General features: G+C 69.4%; 11 protein-coding genes. 2 read left to right on the forward strand and 9 right to left on the reverse strand.

Features of this window, described 5'->3' with window-relative positions; all coding sequences use genetic code 11:
• Nucleotides 1-5: 5 nt before the first annotated feature.
• Nucleotides 6-1,664, forward strand: a complete 1,659-nt coding sequence (locus tag H1Q64_RS22200; protein ID WP_269145401.1) for a Na/Pi cotransporter family protein — start codon at nucleotides 6-8, stop codon at nucleotides 1,662-1,664.
• A gap of 16 nt (nucleotides 1,665-1,680) precedes the next feature.
• Here the strand turns inward: H1Q64_RS22200 and H1Q64_RS22205 are convergent, their stop codons facing one another.
• The 8 genes from H1Q64_RS22205 to H1Q64_RS33880 form a co-directional block, all read right to left on the reverse strand.
• The gene (locus H1Q64_RS22205) at nucleotides 1,681-2,613 is read right to left on the reverse strand and encodes an NAD-dependent epimerase/dehydratase family protein (protein ID WP_237905634.1); all 933 of its coding nucleotides are present in this window, start codon (nucleotides 2,611-2,613) and stop codon (nucleotides 1,681-1,683) included.
• A 324-nt stretch (nucleotides 2,614-2,937) separates the two neighbouring features.
• Nucleotides 2,938-3,333, reverse strand: a complete 396-nt coding sequence (locus H1Q64_RS22210) for a response regulator (RefSeq protein WP_237905635.1) — start codon at nucleotides 3,331-3,333, stop codon at nucleotides 2,938-2,940.
• Nucleotides 3,311-5,353 (reverse strand): MASE3 domain-containing protein, encoded by a 2,043-nt coding sequence (locus H1Q64_RS22215; protein ID WP_237905636.1) that lies wholly within the window; start codon nucleotides 5,351-5,353, stop codon nucleotides 3,311-3,313. Before H1Q64_RS22215 ends, H1Q64_RS22210 begins: the two co-directional genes overlap by 23 nt.
• Nucleotides 5,354-5,570: 217 nt before the next feature.
• Nucleotides 5,571-5,957, reverse strand: coding sequence for a ribbon-helix-helix domain-containing protein (locus H1Q64_RS22220; RefSeq protein ID WP_237905637.1), 387 nt, complete (start codon nucleotides 5,955-5,957; stop codon nucleotides 5,571-5,573).
• Nucleotides 5,958-6,062: 105 nt separating this feature from the next.
• Nucleotides 6,063-6,773 carry a Crp/Fnr family transcriptional regulator gene (locus H1Q64_RS22225; protein ID WP_014197664.1) on the reverse strand — a complete coding sequence of 237 codons (711 nt, stop codon included), beginning with the start codon at nucleotides 6,771-6,773 and terminating at the stop codon, nucleotides 6,063-6,065.
• Between the two features lie 56 nt (nucleotides 6,774-6,829).
• The gene (locus H1Q64_RS22230) at nucleotides 6,830-7,597 is read right to left on the reverse strand and encodes a TfuA-like protein (protein ID WP_237905638.1); all 768 of its coding nucleotides are present in this window, start codon (nucleotides 7,595-7,597) and stop codon (nucleotides 6,830-6,832) included.
• 40 nt (nucleotides 7,598-7,637) lie between these two features.
• Nucleotides 7,638-8,858 carry a YcaO-like family protein gene (locus H1Q64_RS22235; protein ID WP_237905639.1) on the reverse strand — a complete coding sequence of 407 codons (1,221 nt, stop codon included), beginning with the start codon at nucleotides 8,856-8,858 and terminating at the stop codon, nucleotides 7,638-7,640.
• A 204-nt stretch (nucleotides 8,859-9,062) separates the two neighbouring features.
• Nucleotides 9,063-9,197, reverse strand: a complete 135-nt coding sequence (locus tag H1Q64_RS33880) for a hypothetical protein (protein ID WP_269145386.1) — start codon at nucleotides 9,195-9,197, stop codon at nucleotides 9,063-9,065.
• Between the two features lie 292 nt (nucleotides 9,198-9,489).
• Here H1Q64_RS33880 and H1Q64_RS22240 point away from each other — a divergent pair, with 292 nt between their 5' ends.
• Entirely contained in the window at nucleotides 9,490-9,798 is a 309-nt protein-coding gene (locus H1Q64_RS22240) for a ribbon-helix-helix domain-containing protein (protein ID WP_237905640.1), read from the forward strand.
• 15 nt (nucleotides 9,799-9,813) lie between these two features.
• Here H1Q64_RS22240 and H1Q64_RS22245 read toward each other — a convergent pair whose 3' ends face one another.
• A complete protein-coding gene (locus H1Q64_RS22245; protein ID WP_237905641.1) occupies nucleotides 9,814-12,915 on the reverse strand; it encodes an ATP-binding protein in 3,102 nt (1,033 codons plus the stop codon).
• Nucleotides 12,916-13,093 lie beyond the last annotated feature (178 nt).

Here is a 13,093-nt window from a genome sequence, read left to right on the forward strand (position 1 = left end):
TCCTGATCGACATCCTCGGCGCCGTGGCGCTGCTGCTGTGGGCGCTGCGGCTGGTGCGGACGGGCGTCTTCCGGTGGGGTGGGGCGGCGGTCCGCCGCTGGGTCGGCTACGGCACGCGCAATCGGCTGGCCGCCTTCCTGGCCGGCGTCGCCGCCACCATCGCGGTGCAGAGCAGCACGGCGACCGCGCTGATGACCGCCTCGATGGCCGGGCAGGGCTTCATGACCACCTCCATGGCGCTGGCGGTGATGCTGGGCGCCGATGTCGGGACGAGCCTCGTCGCCCGGCTGCTCGCCATCGACCTGCACTGGCTGTCGCCCTGCCTGCTTCTGTTCGGCGGGGCGCTGCACGCGCTGGGCGGCGAGCATCGCGGGCGGCGGGCGCTGGCCCGCATTCTGGTCGGCATCGGGCTGATGCTGCTCGCCCTGAAGCTGCTCGGTGCGGCCACCCTGCCGGTCCGGGAATCGGCGCTGGTCCAGGCGATGCTGGAGGCGCTGGGCGGCGAGCCGCTGTTCGCCCTGATCGTCGCGGCGGCGCTGACCGCGGCGGTGCATTCCAGCCTCGCCACGGTGATGTTGGCGGGATCCCTGGCCAGCGCGGGGGTGATCGGGACCGAGACGGCGGTCGCGCTGGTCCTGGGCGCCAATCTCGGCGGCGCCATCCCGGCGGTGCTGGCGACGTCGGCGGACGGAGCGATGGCGCGGCGGGTGCCGCTGGGCAATCTGCTGGTCCGGGTGAGCGGGGCGCTCCTCGCCCTGCCGCTGGTGCCGCTAGCGGCGTCCTTCCTGGCCGGCATGGCCCCGCTGACGGCGGTGGTCAGCGCGCATGTCGCGTTCAACGCGGCGCTGGCCCTGCTCTTCCTCCCGCTGGTGACGCCGCTCGCCCGGCTGACCGAAGGGCTGCTGCCCCAACCGGAGGACGCGGGGGAGGATGCGGCGACGCCCCGGCATCTCGACGAGTCGGCGCTGGAGACCCCTTCCGTCGCCATCGCGGGCGCCGTGCGCGAAACTCTGCGGTTGGGCGATCTGGTGGAGGACATGCTGCGCCGCAGCCTGACCGCCCTGCGCCAGAACGACGAACGCCCGATCGCCGAGGTCAGCCGCGCCGACGACCGGGTGGACCGGCTGCACACCGCGCTCAAGCTCTACCTCGCCAAGCTGGGGCGCCGCCATCTCGACGCCGAGGAGACCCGGCGGGTCGACGACCTGATGGCCTTCGCCATCAACCTGGAGCACATCGGCGACATCATCGACAAGAGCCTGATGGAACTCGCCGCCAAGCGCATCCGCCACCACCTGCATTTCGCGCCGGAGGATTTCCGGGAGGTGGAGGAGTTGCACCGCCGCACGGTGGAGAACCTGCGCACGGCGCTCGGCATTCTGATCGGCGAGGACCGGCGGCTGGCCCGGCAGCTCATCGCGGGGAAGGACGCGGTGCGGGCGCTGGAGCGCACCGCCACCGCCCGCCACCTCGACCGCGTGCGCCGCGGTGACGCCGCCAGCATCGAGACCAGCGCCCTGGTGCTCGACATCCTGCGCGACCTGAAGCGTATCAACGCCCACGTCGCCGCGGTCGCCCTGCCGATCCTCGATCAAGTGGGTGAACTCAGCGAAAGCCGCCTGAAAGTGGTCGGGCTGCCCCGGTTGGAAAGCCGCGACGTCTAAGGCGAGGGCCGCGGGTTTACCGCGGCATCTCCCCGGTCAGGGTCGCGCTCAGCCCCTGCAGCAGGCCAAACCGGCAGCCTTCGCCGAAGGTGGCGCGCAGCCGGGCCGGGTCGCCGATCGATACGCGGATGTCGCCCGCCCGCGCCGGCTGGTGCAGGCGGCGCACCCGGCTGGCGCACAGCTCCTGCAAGACCTCCAGCAGCATCAGGAGCGAGGTCGGGCGGCCGGTGCACAGGTTGAAGACCTCCGCCCCCTGGGATTGGCGCTCCATCGCCTTGACGAGGAAGCGCACGACGTCGCCGACGAACACGAAGTCGCGCACCTGCTCGCCATCACCGAAGATCGTCACGTCCTCGCCCTGCGCCACCCGGCGGGCGAAGATCGAGATCACCCCGGAATAGGGGGAGGACGGGTCCTGCCGCGGTCCGTAGACGTTGAAGAAGCGGAAGCCCGTCGTCGGCACCCCGTGGATGGTCCAAGCGACGTTGGCGTGCAGCTCGCAGCCCAGCTTGTCCACGCCGTAGGCGGACAGCGGGCGCGTTGTGGCGTCCTCGCGCAGCGGGGTGGCCGTGTTGTCGCCATAGACCGCGGCGGAGGAGGCGTAGACCACCGGCACCGGGTTGCCGTTGCGGGCGCTGCGCGCCGCCTCGAAGACGGTGACGGTGCCCGACAGGTTGGTGCGGTGGGTTTCCGCCCACAGTTCGCGCGAGCGCTGGACGGAGGCGACCGCGGCCAGATGGAACACGCCGTCCACCCCCTGGATCGCCTGTTGGACCACATCCGGATCGGCGACGTCGCCGACCACCAGCTTGGCCAGCAGCGGCTTGTTCTCCAGCCGGCCGGTGCTCATGTCGTCCAGGATGGTGACCCGGTGCCCGTCGCCGATCAGCCGGTCGGCCAGATGCGATCCGATGAATCCGCAGCCGCCGGTCACGAGATAATGGGCCATGCGCCGTCCTTTCCACCATCGCCATGCATGGTGTCATAGTGGTGAGGCGACGCGGAACGGGCCAGACCATCTTAGGGGTAGCGGAGGGCGCAAGGGATGCGCCGGTCCTGGCCGTTCGGGGTGGCGTCCCCCGAATCGGTGCCGTTTCAGGGGCTTTTTCCAGGACCCCCGCGGCGGGCAGGCGGAACCGAAGGTTCAACAGCCTTATCCACCATCTTATGCACTTTTTTGTGGATAACTTCGGTCAAGAGAACCAATGGCCGCCGCGATGCATCCCGGACACAATGTGTATCGGAGGACACATCGGGACGGCGCCGTCTTCGGTCAGCCGGCGGCGGACTCCCCCGCCGCGGACAGCAGGCGGGCGACGGCCTTGCGCAGCTCCTCGTTCAGGAAGGGTTTGTAGAGCACGGCGTCCGCCGCGAACATCTCCGCCATCTTCAGGGCATAGCCGGCGGGCAGGTTCGGCGCCCCGCCCGACATGGCGAGCACCTGAGCGCCGGGGTTGCGGGTGCGGGCGGCCTTGATGACCTCCACCCCGTCGGCTTCGGGCATCAGCACGTCGGTGACGATCAGGTCGAAGACGGCGCCGCCGTCCAGCAGGGTGATGGCGACGCGGCCGTTTTCCGCCTCCACGACCTCATGGCCCGCCTGTTCGATCACCTCGGTGACCGCCAGCCGCACGGCGGCCGAATCCTCAACGACCAGCACCTTCGCCATGAACCAGCATCCCATGTGTCGTTTGGCCCGGACCGCCGGTCAGGGCGGTGGGCAGGTCGATGATGAAGGACGTTCCTCGTCCGGGGGCGCTCTCGACCAGAATGTCGCCACCCCCGTTCCGTACGATACCATACACCACCGAAAGCCCAAGCCCCGTCCCCTTGCCCACCGGCTTGGTGGTGAAGAAGGGATCGAACACGCGTTGGCGGGTCGCCTCGTCCATTCCGGTGCCGGTGTCGGTCACGGTCAGCCGCACATAGTCGCCCTCGCCGAGCTGGCGGCGGGACGCGTCCCGCTCCTTCAGGCTCAGGGAACGGGCGCCGATGGTCAGGGTGCCGCCCTGCGGCATGGCATCGCGGGCGTTCTGGATCAGGTTGAGGAGGACTTGGGTCAGTTCGGTCGCGGTGATCGTCACCGCCTTCAGGTCGGATTCCAGCGGCGTCCGTGTCCCGATGGACGGCGGCATCGAGGGGGCGGCGAGTTCCAGGGCCGAATGAACGGCCTCCTCAAGGTTGCCCGGCGGCGACTCGGCCACCTCGACGCGGGCGAACTGGAGGACGTCGCGCATGATCGTGCGGGCCTTCACCCCGCTGTCGTGGATGGCGTTCAGGTAGGTCTGGAGCTTGCGATCCTCCCCGGCGCGGCCTCGGGCCAGATCGGACAGGCTGATGACCGGTTGCAGCAGGTTGTTGATCTCATGGGCGAGGCCGCCGACGAGGCTGCCGAGCGCCGCCATGGTCTGCTTCTGCCGCGCCGCTTCCGCCGACTGGCGCCGCGCGCTGATGTCGCTGGTGGTGCCGCGGTAGCCGAGGAAGGTGCCGTTGCCGTCATAGCGCGGCGTGCCGCTGACCATCACCCAGCGCGCGGCCCCTCCCGGCGAGGCCAGCGGGAAGGAGAGGCGGCGGAAGGGCTCCCGCCGGTGCAGGGCCTCCGTCAGGGCGGGGAAATCCTCCTCGGGACGGTTGCGGTCCAGAAGGTCGGCGTGGGTGAAGCCCAGAAGCTCCGCCCCGCCGCGCCCGGTGGATTCCTGGGCGCGCGGCGACAGGGCGGTGAAGCGCCCGCGCTCGTCGGTCTCCCAGAACCAGTCGTTGGAGCATTCCAGAAGCGCCCGCCAGCGCGCCTCGCTCTCGCGCAGCTCGGCGGTGCGGGTGGCGATCAGCGATTCGAGCCCGCTCAGATGATCGCGCAGGGCCTCCTCGCTGCGGCGCATCCGGTAGAAGGCGAGATCGTAGGGATTCTGCAGGGCGGTGACGATGATCGCCCGGTACAGCAGGTAGAAGGACAGGATCTTGATGAAATGCCCCAGCGCGTTCATCGCCCCGTGGGGATCGGTGTAGAGCGTGAAGATCAGCTCCTGCGGGGCCAGCAGGGCGATGCCGGCGAAGGTCAGGCCGAACACCCTGGGTTCGAACTGCCGGCGCTTGCGGCACAGCAGCAGGCAGGCGACGACCGCCGCGGTGCTGAACGCGTATTCGGCGCCCACCTTGAAGGGGGTCAGCCCGACGTCCGGAACGAAGCTGTCCGGCATGATGCCGAAGGTGAAGATCGACAGCAGGGTGCAGGCCACGACCGCGGCCTGGATCAACAGCACGTCGCCCGTGCGCAACCGCTTCTCCGTCAGCAGCGGCGCGGCCAGGAAGACCGCGGCCTGAAGGCCGCGGGCGGCGATCCAGAGTTGGGTGGATTGGTTGGCGCTGGCCTCGCCGATGACGTTCATGCCGGGAAATGCGATGGCGTGCAGCAGGTCCAGCAGCGCGATGCCCGGCATGGACAGGCCGACGAAGGCGAGGAAGGGTGATTGGTTCGTATCCCGCGTGTTCCAGGCGATCGTGAAGATCGTCATGGCGACGGCGACAGCGAACAACTCTGCGCAGAGATGGAACAGCAGGTAGTTGTGGCGCATCACCGTGCCCAGAACCGCCATCAGGATCAGCAGGGCGGTCAGGCCGGACAGGAAGGAACGGTCCCGGAGCCAGCGAGTGAACGTCGGTCTGATGGCGGAAGGCTGGGTCCCGCTCATGAACGGTCGGCTCCGCGGTGGACGGGAGGGGCGGCCCACGGATGGCCCGGTCAGCCGACCATGGCTATGCCGCTGGACCGATCAACACACCAAATCCCGTCGCGGCGCAAGCCGGACGTTGCGTCGTTCAATCGGACGCGGCGATTCCTCACAGGCGCGTTGTTGAAACCGTCCCGTTGTCGGCACACGCGCGGTTCAGCGGGATGCCGCCAGGGAATCAGCCTTCCTTGGCCGGCTGGGCCGGAGGCAGGTCGAAGGGGGTGCTGACGAAGGGATCGCCGCGGCCATGGCCGGCGCGGTCGTGACCTTTCTCGGTCGCCGCCTTGCGGTAGTAGCCGACGATGAACACACGGACCGCGTTGGCCAGCGAAACGGCGACCCCGCGCGACCGTTGGGACTGCGAATCAAGGCGGTCCTTGAGATCGCTGCACAACTCATCCACGGTCAGGTCTTCCCGGTGGCAGATGTCGTCCAACGCTTCCCAGTAGGAGGGCTCCAGGCGAAGCTGTGTCGGACGTCCGAACAGCTTGACGGTGCGCGCCACCAGCGGGATGGCGCTCAGCGGCGATGGTGCGTTGGACGCCCGTGAATCCTGACCCGACATAGCCCTGTATTCCTTGAATGTCAGCCGTGTTTTAAGTCACGCAGCCAATATAGCGCGATTGAAAAAATTTGCGACGATAAAACTCCCCAGACGTGCAGGGTGGCCTTACGGCACGTCACCCGACTCTCCCGCCATATCCTTCAGCATGTACAGATTGGTGACGACAATAAAACCTTTGTTATAGGTAATAGCGCCTGAGTTGCGCAGTGCACGCAGGCTTTTGTTCACCATCTCGCGGGTAACACCCAACATTGCCGCCAGGGCTTCCTGTGACACGGGCTGGTTGATCCGCAAGCCCGCGGGGGTCTTCTGCCCATAGGTGTCGCCGAGCAACAGGATACGCCGGGCCAGCCGGCGCGGCACGTCGTGGAACACCGCATCCTCGATGTTCTCCGACACCCAGCGCAGCCGTTCGCACAGCACGCCCATCATCCGGATGCACAGGGAGGGATGCCGTTCCAGGAAGGAGATGAATTCCGGACGGTCGATGCGGAACAGTTCCGCCGGGCGGAGCGCGGTGGCCCCGGCGGTGCGGTCCTTGCCGTCGATCAAGGCGATTTCCCCCAGCACGTCACCGGGGTTCAGGATGTTGAGCAGCATCGTCTTGCCGTCCTCGGACGAGGTCGAGACGGCGATCTGTCCCTTCATGATGGCGTACAGGCAATCGCCGGGATCGCCCTTGCTGAACACGGTCTGGTTTTCGCTGAACCGCGACACCCGGCCCAGCGCGACCAGTTCCTGCATCCGGGCGTCGTCGAGAACGCCCAACATTCGGTTGCGCCGCAGGATGCCGGCGACGTCCTTCAGCAAGGCCATGGCGTTCGCGGTCCCGGTTGAGTGCCGTCGAACCGTTGATGGCACCCGGCGGACGATCAGTCCAGCGGATTCCCCGTCTGGCAACGCCCGCCGTCCCGCAGGGCGCGGTCCCACAGGACGGTGTGCTCGAAATGGAAACGCGCCTCCGGCGCACGCGCGCCGCCCGCGGCCCAGCGGCGCATGGTCTGGAGCAGGTCCAGCGCATCCTCCCGCTTCTGGTCGCACCGTCCGGTGGGCAGCCAGTTGCGGAGATCGGCAAGTTCCTCCTCGGGCAGCCCCTCGGCGGCGGCGAGGCGGAACACCCCGCCAAAGCCGCGCTCGCGATAGGGCAGGGCCTTGGCGATCGCCTCCAGCCGCCGCGCCGTGGCCGCGGGGACGACGCCCTCCTGCGCGGCGTCGGCCAAGGTGCGGCGGATATTCACCATGGCCTCGGACAGGCTGGGATAGCCGAGTTCCGCCGGGCCGTGGATCACCGCCACCTCGTCGTCGTCCTCCAGCCGCCCGTCGCGGAAGGCTTCGAAGACGGCGCCGACACCAATCATGCCGAAGGGATGCAGTTCCGCGGCGCGCAGGGCCCCCATGCTGGATGCCCCGAACACCGCGACCCCCTGGTGGATGGCGTGCAGGATCTCCTTGTGCCAGACGGAGGGGATGTTTCCGAAATAGCCGTCCACGATGCCGATCGCCCGCGGCTTGCGCTCGCACAGCCGGATGACGTCGCCCTGGGCGACCGGCGGCAGATAGGTGGCGTCCAGGTACCGCGCCGCGTCGGCGCGGGGCAGGGTGGGGCCGAGGAAGACGTAAAGGCCGTCCGGCGTCTGCATGGGAGTCTCCGCCTTCGCTCTCTTAATCTTAAGGCCGGTATCAGAGGCCGGCGACGGCACGCGCCCGCGCGCCCATCGCATAGTCCGGGGAGGAATCCAGCCCCTCCAGGCCGGGAATGACCAGACGGACCACGGCGATGCCGAACTCCGGCTTGGTCAGGTCCACCGCCACGGCCTCCTCGATGCCGGCGTCGCGCAGCCGGTCGAGCTGGCTTGCCAAGTCCTCCTCGATGGTGCGCCCGGCGAGGCTGGGGATGGCGGCAAAGTCGCGGCGCCCGGCCCCCTCGGTGATCAGCGCCGTCCAGCGCGCGTGCTGCGTCGGGTCGAGGTGGCGTTCGTACTCGGAGCGGGGCATGTCGTCGCGCGCCCCGGCGATGAAGGTCAGCCGGCTCTGCGCCGCCTCGGTCAGCGCGCGGGACAGCGCAACCTCCGGCGCGGCGTGACAGCCCATGCCCATGGCCGGGCGGATGCTGTGCTGCGGTGCGTCCTCCCGCATCGCGATGCGGCAGAGGAAGGCTGGCAGGCCGATGTCGCTGGTGATGTCCCACAGGCCGACCGCGACCCCCGCGTCGTCGAAGCGGTCGAGCAGCGAGCGGCAGACCGGGTCGGCGACGCTGGCCGGATCGATGCGGGTGGCGGCCTGGGCCTCCGGAGAGGCCAGGCGCCACAGTGTGGCGGCGTCGCGCTCGACCAGCTCGGTCATGGCGTGCGCGGTCGCCTCGGCGAGGCTGTTGCCCGAGGCCAGCCCATTCGATCCGGCCAGGAAGCAGCCCGAGCCCGGCGGCATCGGCAGCGTGAAGTTCAGATGCACCGTCTCGAACGGCACCCACGTCCGCCCACCGCCCAGCAGGTCGTCGCCCTCGATCCACAGCATCGGGGTGTGTGGAGCGAAGGCGCTGGTCGACAGCCGCGGCAGGCGGGTCACGTCCACCACCCGGTGGGTCCAGCGCAGCTCGTCGTAGCTGGCGTATTTCAGCGGCAGGGTGATGCGTTCGGCGTGGTAGCTCTCGATCGACTCCATGACGCCCGACGCCTTGGCGGCGTCCAGCGTCACGCCCTTGCCCTGGGCGACGGAGATCGAGCGCGCGTTCGGCCGGGTCACCATCACCACCGGGATGCCGACATGGTCCAGCCCCGTGACGTTCGCCACCCGCGTGATGCCCATGACGGGCAGGAAGGGGGCGACGCGGGCCAGCGTCTGGTCCGGCGTGGCGATCCGGTGGGTTCCGGTGGTGTGGACCTTCAGCGGCTGGTCGGACATGGCCGGATCCCGCGCGATGCCGCGACGAAATCAAGGGGCATGGGAGAGGGTCTCCGCCGTGGAATGCCCGTGGCGAGCCGGATGGGAACCGGCGAAGGACGAGGGAGCGGGCGGGGACCGTGGCAGGCCGGCCAGGGAAACACCGGTCGCCACGGCCCGGAGAGCAGGCCCGGACGGCGGGCCTTGGCAGGGTCGCCCCGCCGATCAGAGGCCTGGGGTGATCGCGTGGCGGGCGGCCTCGTGGTCGTCGCTGTTGAAGGCGCGGCGGTCGCCGATGCGGGCGGCGGCGGTCAGGGCGGCGGACTGCTCGGCAACCTCGGTCACGCCCTGGGCGGTCACGGCGAAGAGACGGCCGTCGGCACCACGGATGAGGGCAGTCCTGATCGATGATGGCGGTCATGGGAACAGCTCCTGGGCGTGGGTTTCGAGGAACCGCGAATACTGCGGTATGTCGAAACCTTGGCCGCTGTGACCCGTCCGGACTGTGAAGAACTTCACATGCCGGACACCCCGGCGCCGGGTAAAAATCGCCTACACGCGCACACACGCATGTTTAGTCCCGGAAAAATTCCGGTGACCTGGGAAAAATTCGCCAAGCCGAGAACCGGCCAGCCGAGACAGGAGCGTACCGATGAAGTTGGACCGCCGCATTCCCCGCAGCCTCGACGAGATGGCCGACCTCAGCTCGCTCGCGGCTCCGCCCGCCGTGGTGACTCGCTCGCTGACGATCGGAGGGCGCCGCGCCAGCCTGCGGCTGGAGGCGACGATCTGGGACGGGCTGAAGGACATTGCCAAATCCCAGGGCAAGTCGCTTGAGGCGCTGTGCGCCGACATCCACGACAGCCGGACGGAGGGCATCCCTTTCGCCACCAGCGTCCGGGTCTATGTGCTGAACCATTTCCGCCGCACCGCTGAGGGCAGCACCACGCTGGTGGCCTGACACTCCTGCACCCGTTCAGGGCACCGGGCCGGACGCGGCGAGGCAGCGGCGGAAGGTCCGGCAGCGATCGGACAGCGGCATCATGGACAACTGGCGGCTCATCGTCTCGGCAGCCGCCAGATGCTCCATGGCCTCGCGATGCTGGCCGGTGGCGGTGAAGGCCTGGGCCAGGGCGAAGTGCGACCAGCCCCGCTCGGACAGTTGCCCGGCGTCCCTCGCGATGCCCAGCGCCTTGGCGGCGCAACCGATCGCGGTGTCGTGCTGCGCCGTCTCCAGGGCCAGATCGGACATCCAGTTCAGAATCCGCGGCCTGGGCAGCGAGTGATTCAAGATGTGCGCCTGTTCCAGGCTGGCGTTCAGCAGGCGCGCCCCCTCCGCAGCGCCACCGGTGCGGGCGATGGCATAGCCCAGCGCACCCAGCGTGATCGGTTGGAAGATATGCAGGCGCGTCGCCTCGGTGATCGTCACGGCGTCCTTCAGCAGCGGCAGCGCCTCGGCGAAGCGCTCGCCGATGATGTGGACCAGCGCCAGATGGACCTTCACCGACGACACGGAGAAGGCGTGACCGACCTCCTCCGCGATGTCGAGCGCGTGGAGCATCACCCGGACGGCCTCGTCGTCGCGCCCCAACTCAGCGAGGCAGCGGCCCTGGTAGGCGGCGGTGATGGCGACCGCCACCGCGGTCAGGCCGAACCGCGCGCGGGGGGCATTGGCCAGCGCCAGGCTGCGCGCCTGCTCCAGCTTCTCCTGCGCTTCCGGAAAATGCCCCTTGTCCACCAGCATGCCGCCCAGCCGCATCAGCCCCTGGATGCGCAGTTCCATCGTCCCCTGGTTGCCCAGATGGTCGAGGGCGCTGCGGCTGAGCGCGATGGCCCCGTCCAGCACGCCGTAGACCCACTGGAAGGATGCCTTGAGCGAGGTCGCGCGGGCGTAGCGGATGCGGTCGCCGATGCCCAGCGCCATGTCCCGCGCCTCCTCCAACGGGTCGCCGGCCAACTGGCGCCCCTGGGGCAGCAGGACGAGGGGAATGCCGACCCACAGGTCGATCCGCCGCTGGGTGTTGCGGCGGGTGTCCGGCAGATGGTCCAGGGCCTTCAGAGCCTGTTCGTAGAAGCGCCCGGCGTCGAAATGCTTGCAGCGCATCTCCGCCCGGCGCCCGGCCCGGCGGCCGTAGGCGCAGGCGAGCGGCCAGTCCTCAGCGTAGAAGGCGTGATGGGCGACCAGTTCCGCCCGGTTCGGCAGGTTGCGGTCGGACCGCCGCCGCAGGGCGTGCAGAACGCGCCCGTGCAGCGGTTGGCGCTCCCGCTTGGTCAGGGTGGCGTAAGCGACCTCCTGGACCAGCGCGTGGCGGAAGGTCAGTTCCAGATTGGGCAGCAGGCGGGAGCGCGCGAAGAAGCCGCTCTGCTCCAACCGGGCCAGAGCCGACGGCAATTCGGTGGCGGGGATCGGAGACACCGCGCGCAGCAGGCCCAGATCGACCGACGTGCCGATCACCGCCGCATGCATCAGCACCCGCCGCGGGCCGGGCTCCAGCGCGTCGATCCGCGAGGCGAGCAGGCCGTGCACCGTGGCCGGCAGGGACATCCGGGCGTCGGCCTTGCCCAGGCTGTAGCGCCCCGGACTGCCGACGATGGCCCCGGTCGTCTCCAGCGTGCGCAGCGACTCCTCCAGATAGAGCGGCACGCCCTGGCTCTGCGCCGCGACGCGCGCCTTCATGTCGGCCAGCGAGGGGTTGTGGCCCAACCAGTGGTCGAGGAACTCGTCGGCCTGCAAGGGTTCCAGCGGTTCGAGCGTGAGGGCATGGACGGAGTCCGGCGCGGTCCAGCCGCCCGGAGAATCCGGACGCGAGGTGGCCAGGACGAAGACGCGGGCGTCCTCCACCCCTTCGGCAAGGGCGTCTAGCAGGCGGTTGGTCAGCCCGCGCGTCCAGTGCGCGTCCTCGACGAGGATCAGCAGCGGGCGCTCCACCGACAGCTCGCGGATCGCCGCGACCAGCCCCTCGATGCTGAAATCGGCCTTCTGGGCCGGGTCGAGCCCCTGCCATAGCGGATGGACGGAGGGCTGGCCGAGCAGTTCCCGCATCGCTTCGCCGGCCAGTTCGCCGCCGTTGCGCGCCGCGGCGACGCTCAGCCGGGCCACCGCCGGACCATTCAGTGTCGGGTCGTCCCGTGTGTGGCCATCCAGTGTGGAGCCGTCCATCGCCGGACCGTCTGCCGCTCCGCAGACCGCCAGGGCGAGGCAGCGGGCCGCCGCCTCCAGGTCGTCGGGGTCGCCCAGGCGGCGGATCGGGAATTGCGGCCAGATGGCGATGGTGAAGGCCGCGGCCTCCGGGCTGCGCATCAGCTCGCCGGTCAGCCGGGATTTGCCGATGCCGGCCTCTCCGATCAGGATGGCGCAGGCGCCGCGGCCCCGCTCGGCTCGCCGCAGCGCGCCGGTCAGCATGGCCAGTTCCGGTTGGCGCCCCACGAACAGGGTGCCTTCGGCGGACAGCAGATCCATCGCCGTGCGCCGCATCGCCCGCGCCGCTTCCAGGGCGAAGGCGGTCACCGGCTCCGCCGTGGCGGACAGGCGCAGCGTCCCCGCCGGACGGACGCTCAGGCCCTTGGGCACGAGATCCAGCGTCTCGCGGCTCAGCAGCACGCTGTTGGGGTGCGCCCGCTGCTGAAGCTTGGCAGCGACATGCACCGTCTCGCCCACGGTGCGGTAATCGGTCCATACCCCGGTCTCGATGATCTGGGCCACCACCTCGCCGGAGCTGATGCCGACCCGCATCTTGAACTCGTCCGAATCGATGGCCGAGCGGGCGATGTCCTGCGCGGCAAGGCAGGCGCGCAGCGCGTGGTCCTCCTGCGCGGAGGGCGCGCCGAACACCGCCATGATGCCGTCGCCCAGCACCTGGGCCACCGTGCCGCCGTAGCGCTCCACCGAGTCGGTGAGGACTTGCAGAATGGTGAGAAGGGTCTGGTCGGCCTCCTCCGGGTCGCGGCCCGACACCATGCTGGAGGATTCGACGATGTCGGCGAACAGGACGGTGACGACCTTGCGTTCCGCGCTGTTGCGCCGGGCCGCTCCGCCATCCGCCGAATCCGGAGGGCGCGTGGCGTCGGGTGCGGGCATGGGCCGGCACGACGCCTTCCGAGGCGCCACCGTGGGCATCGGTTGCGATTCGCCCAGGTCCATATCCGTTCCAGCCATCGAAGCCCCCCTGCGGAGCGTCATCGGCATGTTAGAGGAAACAATTTCGAATGCGCAGACATTCAAAACAACGGTTGGGTAATTCCGTTCTGAACGAGGC

Source organism: Azospirillum brasilense (assembly GCF_022023855.1).
Classification (GTDB): Bacteria; Pseudomonadota; Alphaproteobacteria; order Azospirillales; family Azospirillaceae; genus Azospirillum; species Azospirillum brasilense_F.

Excerpts from the sequence above, each read along its gene's own strand:
- H1Q64_RS22210 (WP_237905635.1), bottom strand. The coding sequence starts at position 3,333 with ATGGCGAAGGTGCTGGTCGTTGAGGATTCGGCCGCCGTGCGGCTGGCG.
- H1Q64_RS22245 (WP_237905641.1), bottom strand. The coding sequence starts at position 12,915 with ATGCCCGCACCCGACGCCACGCGCCCTCCGGATTCGGCGGATGGCGGA.
- H1Q64_RS22240 (WP_237905640.1), top strand. The coding sequence starts at position 9,490 with ATGAAGTTGGACCGCCGCATTCCCCGCAGCCTCGACGAGATGGCCGAC.
- H1Q64_RS22205 (WP_237905634.1), bottom strand. The coding sequence starts at position 2,613 with ATGGCCCATTATCTCGTGACCGGCGGCTGCGGATTCATCGGATCGCAT.
- H1Q64_RS22235 (WP_237905639.1), bottom strand. The coding sequence starts at position 8,858 with ATGTCCGACCAGCCGCTGAAGGTCCACACCACCGGAACCCACCGGATC.
- H1Q64_RS22220 (WP_237905637.1), bottom strand. The coding sequence starts at position 5,957 with ATGTCGGGTCAGGATTCACGGGCGTCCAACGCACCATCGCCGCTGAGC.
- H1Q64_RS22225 (WP_014197664.1), bottom strand. The coding sequence starts at position 6,773 with ATGGCCTTGCTGAAGGACGTCGCCGGCATCCTGCGGCGCAACCGAATG.
- H1Q64_RS22215 (WP_237905636.1), bottom strand. The coding sequence starts at position 5,353 with ATGAGCGGGACCCAGCCTTCCGCCATCAGACCGACGTTCACTCGCTGG.
- H1Q64_RS22230 (WP_237905638.1), bottom strand. The coding sequence starts at position 7,597 with ATGCAGACGCCGGACGGCCTTTACGTCTTCCTCGGCCCCACCCTGCCC.